The 5,650-nt window shown below is 70.1% G+C and carries 7 protein-coding genes; 3 read left to right on the top strand and 4 right to left on the bottom strand.

Annotated elements, in window-relative coordinates; translation table 11 throughout:
- Positions 1 to 75: 75 nt before the first annotated feature.
- The gene (locus ACWGI8_RS38115) at positions 76 to 330 is read right to left on the bottom strand and encodes a hypothetical protein (RefSeq protein WP_453668021.1); all 255 of its coding nucleotides are present in this window, start codon (positions 328 to 330) and stop codon (positions 76 to 78) included.
- Complete coding sequence (locus ACWGI8_RS38110) at positions 327 to 650, bottom strand: DUF6415 family natural product biosynthesis protein (RefSeq protein WP_453668020.1); 324 nt, start codon at positions 648 to 650, stop codon at positions 327 to 329. The genes ACWGI8_RS38115 and ACWGI8_RS38110 overlap by 4 nt, the downstream gene beginning before the upstream one ends.
- Positions 651 to 861: 211 nt before the next feature.
- Between ACWGI8_RS38110 and ACWGI8_RS38105 the strand changes: the two genes are divergently transcribed.
- A complete protein-coding gene (locus tag ACWGI8_RS38105) occupies positions 862 to 2,106 on the top strand; it encodes a Twin-arginine translocation pathway signal (protein WP_453668019.1) in 1,245 nt (414 codons plus the stop codon).
- Between the two features lie 2 nt (positions 2,107 to 2,108).
- Positions 2,109 to 2,429: a 4a-hydroxytetrahydrobiopterin dehydratase gene (locus tag ACWGI8_RS38100; RefSeq protein ID WP_453668018.1), complete on the top strand. Its 321-nt coding sequence runs from the start codon at positions 2,109 to 2,111 to the stop codon at positions 2,427 to 2,429.
- Between the two features lie 29 nt (positions 2,430 to 2,458).
- Here ACWGI8_RS38100 and cutA read toward each other — a convergent pair whose 3' ends face one another.
- The gene (cutA, locus tag ACWGI8_RS38095) at positions 2,459 to 2,791 is read right to left on the bottom strand and encodes a divalent-cation tolerance protein CutA (protein WP_453668017.1); all 333 of its coding nucleotides are present in this window, start codon (positions 2,789 to 2,791) and stop codon (positions 2,459 to 2,461) included.
- A 199-nt stretch (positions 2,792 to 2,990) separates the two neighbouring features.
- On the opposite strand from cutA, the gene ACWGI8_RS38090 reads away from it, so the two are divergent.
- On the top strand, positions 2,991 to 3,482 hold the full coding sequence (locus ACWGI8_RS38090) for a hypothetical protein (protein ID WP_453668016.1): 492 nt from the start codon (positions 2,991 to 2,993) through the stop codon (positions 3,480 to 3,482).
- 111 nt (positions 3,483 to 3,593) lie between these two features.
- Here ACWGI8_RS38090 and ACWGI8_RS38085 read toward each other — a convergent pair whose 3' ends face one another.
- Positions 3,594 to 5,519: an MFS transporter gene (locus ACWGI8_RS38085; RefSeq protein ID WP_453668015.1), complete on the bottom strand. Its 1,926-nt coding sequence runs from the start codon at positions 5,517 to 5,519 to the stop codon at positions 3,594 to 3,596.
- Positions 5,520 to 5,650: the final 131 nt, after the last annotated feature.

The following is a 5,650-nucleotide window of genomic DNA, read 5'->3' as shown; positions in this document are numbered from 1 at the left end:
TGTCCGGGGTTGGGGGTGCGGGGACGGGTGTCTTGCGGACCCGTCCGCTGCCGGTCGGCCGGCAGCGGACGGGAGTCACTGGGGTTCCGGGCCGCGGTTCGGCCACCGGGCCGGGGCGTAGTAGTCCTCGTGGGCACCGGCATGTCCGGGCTCGCGGGCACATCGAGCGCGGCCGCCGTCGAAGGGCACCCAGCAGTAGCAGGGGATCACCGTGCGGCCGGTCGTCGTGTACGGCAGCGTCTTGTCGCTCAGGAGCACGTCCGGCTCCGGCCCGGGACAGAACCGGCAGCTCCCAGCGTTCAGCGTGCAGGTGCCGTCTTGATCGCTCATCGCTCCACCGGTCCGGTCGGCTCGCGCAGGTTGTCGTGGTGGTCGCACAGGGAGAAGACCGAGAGCGCCAGCTTCTGGGCGTGCCGGTAGGCAGCGTCCGGGCCGAAGCCCCTTGTGGTGTGAAACCGCCGCCACGCCTCCTCGGCGCAGATCTGCGCGACCTGGGCGGGAATGTCACCGAGTCCCTTGCCGGTGATGAGGTTCCGGATCTCGGGCACCAGGAGCTGGACGTGACCGCGCATGGCTTCGGTCAGCTCGTCGAGATCCCGGATCGACGGCCGTTCGCCCAGGGCTATGACTCGCCGGGCGGTGTCCCGCATCGTCGCAAGGTCCAGCGGTCTCGGGTCGGTGCCGTCGACTGTGCCCACTTCGCTCGTGCGAGCGCTGGTCGCAGCGTTTCGTGTACGTCCGGTAGTCACAGCTGGATGATGGGTCTGTACGTCGAGACGGAACTAGGCCACGGCGCGGCCATCTGCGGTCACGTAGCGGCCACGGCCGGAAGTGCGATCGATGACACCTCAGACTGGGCCCATGGACCGCAACGACGCGCTGAGAGCCGCGCGGCTCCGACGCGGCTGGCGGACGATGGACGCAGCCGCCGAAGAGCTCCAAACGCACGGGCAACAGTTGCTCGACGACCCGCACTTCACCGTGTCGGCGCGCACCTGGAGACGCTGGGAGTCGGCACGGCCTGGGTGGCCCTCAGAGGAAACGGCCATCGTCCTGCATGACGCGCTCGGTCGCTGGCCTGAGGACCTCGGATTCACCAGCCCGCCAGGCTGGATCCGCCCCGAGCACCATGAAGAGGCCCAAGTGAAACGCCGTGCGTTCATCTCCGTAACCGCTGCCGCGCTCGTCGTCGGCCCGACCGCCCCGCAGCATGTCGATCCCGCCCTGATCGACTACTTCCAGCAGCAACTGGAGGGCCACTACCGGGCAGACATGTTCCTCGGCCCGCATGACCTGATCGGCACCGTCTCGGCGCAGTACCAGCTGATCGACAAGCTGGTTCGCTCGGCGAAGGGCGAGACGCGCCGCGGCCTTCTCCGCGTGGGTGCCGCGTACGCCGCGCTGGTCGGCTGGTTGTACCAGGACGCCGGTGACATGGACGGTGCGGCGTTCTGGCGAGGCGTGACGCAGGAGATCGCGATGCGTTCCCGCGATCCGCACCTCATCGGCTACAGCCTGGTCAACCAGGCCCAGATGCGCACAGACCTCGCCGACGGGCACGCGGTCATCGACCTGTGCGAAGCCGCCCTCGACGACGCCGGCCGCCTCGTGCCGAAGGTCCGCATCATGGCCATGCAGCAGCAGGCTCACGGGGCAAGCCTCACCGGGGACCGCACAGCCGTCGACCAGCTCATCGACGCAGCCGACGGACTGCTGTCCCGCGTCGACGACGACCTGCCCTGGGGTAACGCCTGCCGACGCACGCCCGGTTATCTGGAGGTGCAGCGAGCCACCTGCTACGGGCGGCTCGGCCTGGGCCATGAGGCCGTCTCGCTGTGGTCCCAGGTCCTCGACGTCGTACCCGAGACGGCACGGCGGGACCGCGGGGTGTACCTGGCGCGTCACGCCACCGCTGCGGCCGCCGCGCGCGAGCCCGACCACGCCCTGGAGATAGTCCGCAGCGCGGCAACGATCGCTGTGGAGACGCGATCGGCGCGGATGCGACGGGAGTTGGCCAATCTGGAGCAGCCCATGCGGCCGTGGCAGGATGCTCCGGTCGGCCGGGACCTGGCGGAGGTGCTGGCGCCTGTGACTGAGGGGAGCTGACCGTGGCAGGAGCGCCGGTGTCGCTGACGGAGAGCGAGATTGAAGAGGCACTGAACGGCGTGCCGGGCTGGCGGCGCGAGGGCGACGAGATCACCCGCACGTTCGGGATCCGCTATCACGGGGGCGTAGCGATGATCGTGCACGTCGCCGACGTCGAGCGGCTCATCAGCCACCACGCGGACATCGACCTGCGGTGGGGCCGAGTGCGCTTCGGGATCACGACACACGATGCTGGGCACAAGCTGACGTCCGCGGACTTCGAGCTGGCCGCGCGTATCGACGCGATCGCAGCCGCGCACGGGGCCGAGCCGCTCGACGACTGAGCCCGGGCACACGACATTGCCCGGACGGTCTACTGACTCGGGCTCGGCTGGGTGTTCTCCGCTACCCAACGCAGACACGCTTCAGCGCCCGCGACGATAGGCACCGCCGATACCTCCGGGTTGTCCCAGGGATGGTGCTTCAACAGGTGGGCCTCAAGGGCTGGGTACCGTTCAGCGCGGGTCTTGAGGAGGAGCTGCCACTCCTCACCGGTCCCGAACTCTCCCAGATGCCAAAAGACTGACGTCACAGGGCCGATGACCTGGGCGCCGGCGGCCAGCCGCTCCTTCACCACCGACTGTGCCAGCTCTACTGCCTGTTCCCGGGTCGGGGTCGCCGTGGATACCTGCACGAAGTCAGTCATACGCGCGAGCCTACCGACCACGTCCCCCCGGGCATGACGAAAAGCCCCCTCCCGCGCACGCTGCGTCCCGGACCCAGTCCAACCGCGTCCGCACACAGCTGGGGCAGCTGTACCCGTACACCGTCGGCCGAACGACGTCACGGCCGGTGAGCGAGGCCCGAGCTAGGATCCGCGACCTGTTGTCAACCGAAGGAGCATCGTGACCATCCTCGCCGTGTCGGGGCACATGGACCTGACCGAGGCCAGCATCTCCCTCGTCCGTGACGCGCTGCGACAACTGCTCGAACCTCACGCAGGCCCTGCCCTGACCGGCATCTCGTGCATCGCCAAGGGCAGTGACTCGCTCTTCGCCGAAGCCGTGCTCGAGGTCGGCGGGCGCCTGGTCGCCGTGATCCCTTCGCAGGACTACCGGCAGAACAAGGTGAAGCCGGAACACGAGGCGATCTTCGACCGGCTCATTGAGGCCGCTGCGGAGGTCATTGTCCTGCCCCATGAGACTGCGAACCGGCACGCCTACGAGGACGCGAACCGGACGCTGCTGAAGCGCGCAGACCGACTGGTTGCTGTGTGGAACGGCGAGCTGCCGTCCGGCAAGGGCGGTGGCACGGCGGACACCGTCGTCGAGGCACGCGAGGCGGGCCTGCCGGTGGACGTCGTCTGGCCCCAGGGCGCCGCGCGGCGAGCCTCATAGCGTCCCCGCCGTCGGCGCAGCCGCAAGTCGACACTGCGGGAGGGGCGGGGCGGGGAGAAAGCCCGCCGAGGGCGACGGAGCCGCAACCGCAACCGGGACCGGGGCGCCCCCTCACCTCACCGCGCCGCGCAGCTCCTCCGGACACGGCGTCCCCCGCGGCAGCTGGTACGGCGCGGCCAGGCGGTACACGCCCGGCCGCGGGGCCAGCAGTTCCGTCCATTCGTCGCCCGCCGCGTCCTCCTCCGCCTTCATGAGGCAGCCGGAGACGTTCACGAACCTCTTCGGCGCGTCCGAGTCGTCCTCCCGCATGCGCTTCGACGCCTCCGTCTCCTTCGGCTGCTCCACGCTCCGCCCCTCCTCGTCGACGAGGCCGAGCCACGGCGAGTACGGGATGCGGATCAGCACCCGGCCCGCCGTCTTCACATGGATCGTGAGCTCACCGGCGCCGGCGCGGTCCACCGTCGCCGGCGGATCGGCCAGCGGCATCGGGTTCCGGACGGCGAACAGCTGCCAGTTCGCGTCGGACCAGACCCGCTTCAGATATGGCTGGCCCTGCTCGATCAGCTCCGCCTCCTGCCCGCCGCCCGAGTCCGGCCTGCCCGTCGGCAGCACCACGAAGTGCACGGCCCAGCGGTCCAGCCATTCGCGGTAGTTGGCCGCGCTGAGGGTGTCGTCGTAGAAGAGCGGGTTGCGCTCCATGTCCGCCTGCCGGTTCCAGCCGCGCGCGAGATTGACGTACGGCGCGAGCGCCGACGCCTCCCGGTGGCTGCTGGCCGGGACGACCTCGACGCGGCCCTTCTCCGCGCCGACCTCCTGGAGCTCGTTCACCAGCGGCGCGAGTTCACGCGTCCAGGACGCGGCCGGGGCCGTACGGACGATGTCGTCGACGCTCTTGAAACCGATCCAGAAGTTGAGCCCGGCGAAGGTGAGGACCAGCGCGTACCACCTGCGGGAGCGCGGCACGGCGTACGGCAGCGCGGCCAGCAGCACCACGCCCGCGAACAGCATCGCGAGCCGCGAGACGTTCGACCCGATCTGTGAGTCGACGAGGAAGGTGAGGAAGGTGCCGAGGGCGTACACCGCTGCGGCGGTGCGCACCGTCCGCCAGTCCTTCGGTACGAGGACGAACACGAAGACCCCGAAGAGGAACGGCAGCGACGTCGACGCGAACGACATCGGCTGCGTACCCGAGAACGGGAACAGCCACGCCGACAGCGCCACGACCACCACCGGGGCGAGCCCGAGCGCGTACGCACCCGGCCGGCGCCGGTTCAGGAACAGCGCCGCCGCGACGACTCCGAGGAACAGCCCGGCAACCGGACTCGACGCGGTCGCGAGACCCGCGAGCGGCGCGGCGACGGCGGCCTTCGCCCACCGTTTGTAGCGCCACCGGTGCGGCCAGCAGAACACCGCCGCGACCGCCCCCAGCGCGAACATCATCCCCAGGCCGAACGTGACCCGCCCCGACAGCGCGTTGCACAGGAACGCGAACACCCCGGCCAGCGCGCACGCCAGCGGGTTACGGACGGCACGGACGCGGGTGAGGATCAGCGCGGTCAGGGCGGCGGAGAGCGTGCCGACGACCATCATCGTCGTCCGCACGCCGAGGAGGGACATCAGATACGGGGACACCACGCTGTACGAGACGGGGTGCATGCCCCCGTACCAGGCGAGGTTGTACGCGGAGTCGGGGTGCCGGCCGACGAACTCGGCCCAGGCGTCCTGCGCGGCGATGTCACCGCCGCTGTTGGCGAAGAAGAAGAACCAGAGGAGATGGAGGAACCCGGCGAGGACCGTCGCGACGAGGACGGGATGGCGGCTGAGGCGCGCCCTGAGAGCGGACGGAGCACCCTTGGGCTCCGTCGAGGAGGTCTCGGTGGCCGAGGAAATCGCGGAGGCCGTCTCGGAGGCCGGGGAAGTCTCGGAAGTCAAGGAGTTCCCGGAGCGGAATGCGGGCAGCCCTATTCGTGGCTTCGCGGTTCGCGGCCCCCTCGCGGCGCTGCTCTCGTCCGCATGTGTCGGCTCGGCGGTGGTCACTGCGGCTCCCGTGGTTCGCTTCCCGTGCTCGAGGACGCCGTCCCGGCTTCCGCAAGTTGCCCCGGGGTCCGGATCCGGGGACGCTAGCACGGTGCTGATGCGACGGACGGGGGCACGAAAGATCGTGCCCC

This window comes from Streptomyces sp. NPDC054841, from assembly GCF_053611045.1.
The sequence above is the reverse complement of the archived record's forward strand: the minus strand, read 5'-3'. Positions and strand labels throughout refer to the sequence as shown.

Excerpts from the sequence above, each read along its gene's own strand:
- ACWGI8_RS38115 (WP_453668021.1), bottom strand. The coding sequence starts at position 330 with ATGAGCGATCAAGACGGCACCTGCACGCTGAACGCTGGGAGCTGCCGG.
- ACWGI8_RS38110 (WP_453668020.1), bottom strand. The coding sequence starts at position 650 with ATGCGGGACACCGCCCGGCGAGTCATAGCCCTGGGCGAACGGCCGTCG.
- ACWGI8_RS38105 (WP_453668019.1), top strand. The coding sequence starts at position 862 with ATGGACCGCAACGACGCGCTGAGAGCCGCGCGGCTCCGACGCGGCTGG.
- cutA (WP_453668017.1), bottom strand. The coding sequence starts at position 2,791 with ATGACTGACTTCGTGCAGGTATCCACGGCGACCCCGACCCGGGAACAG.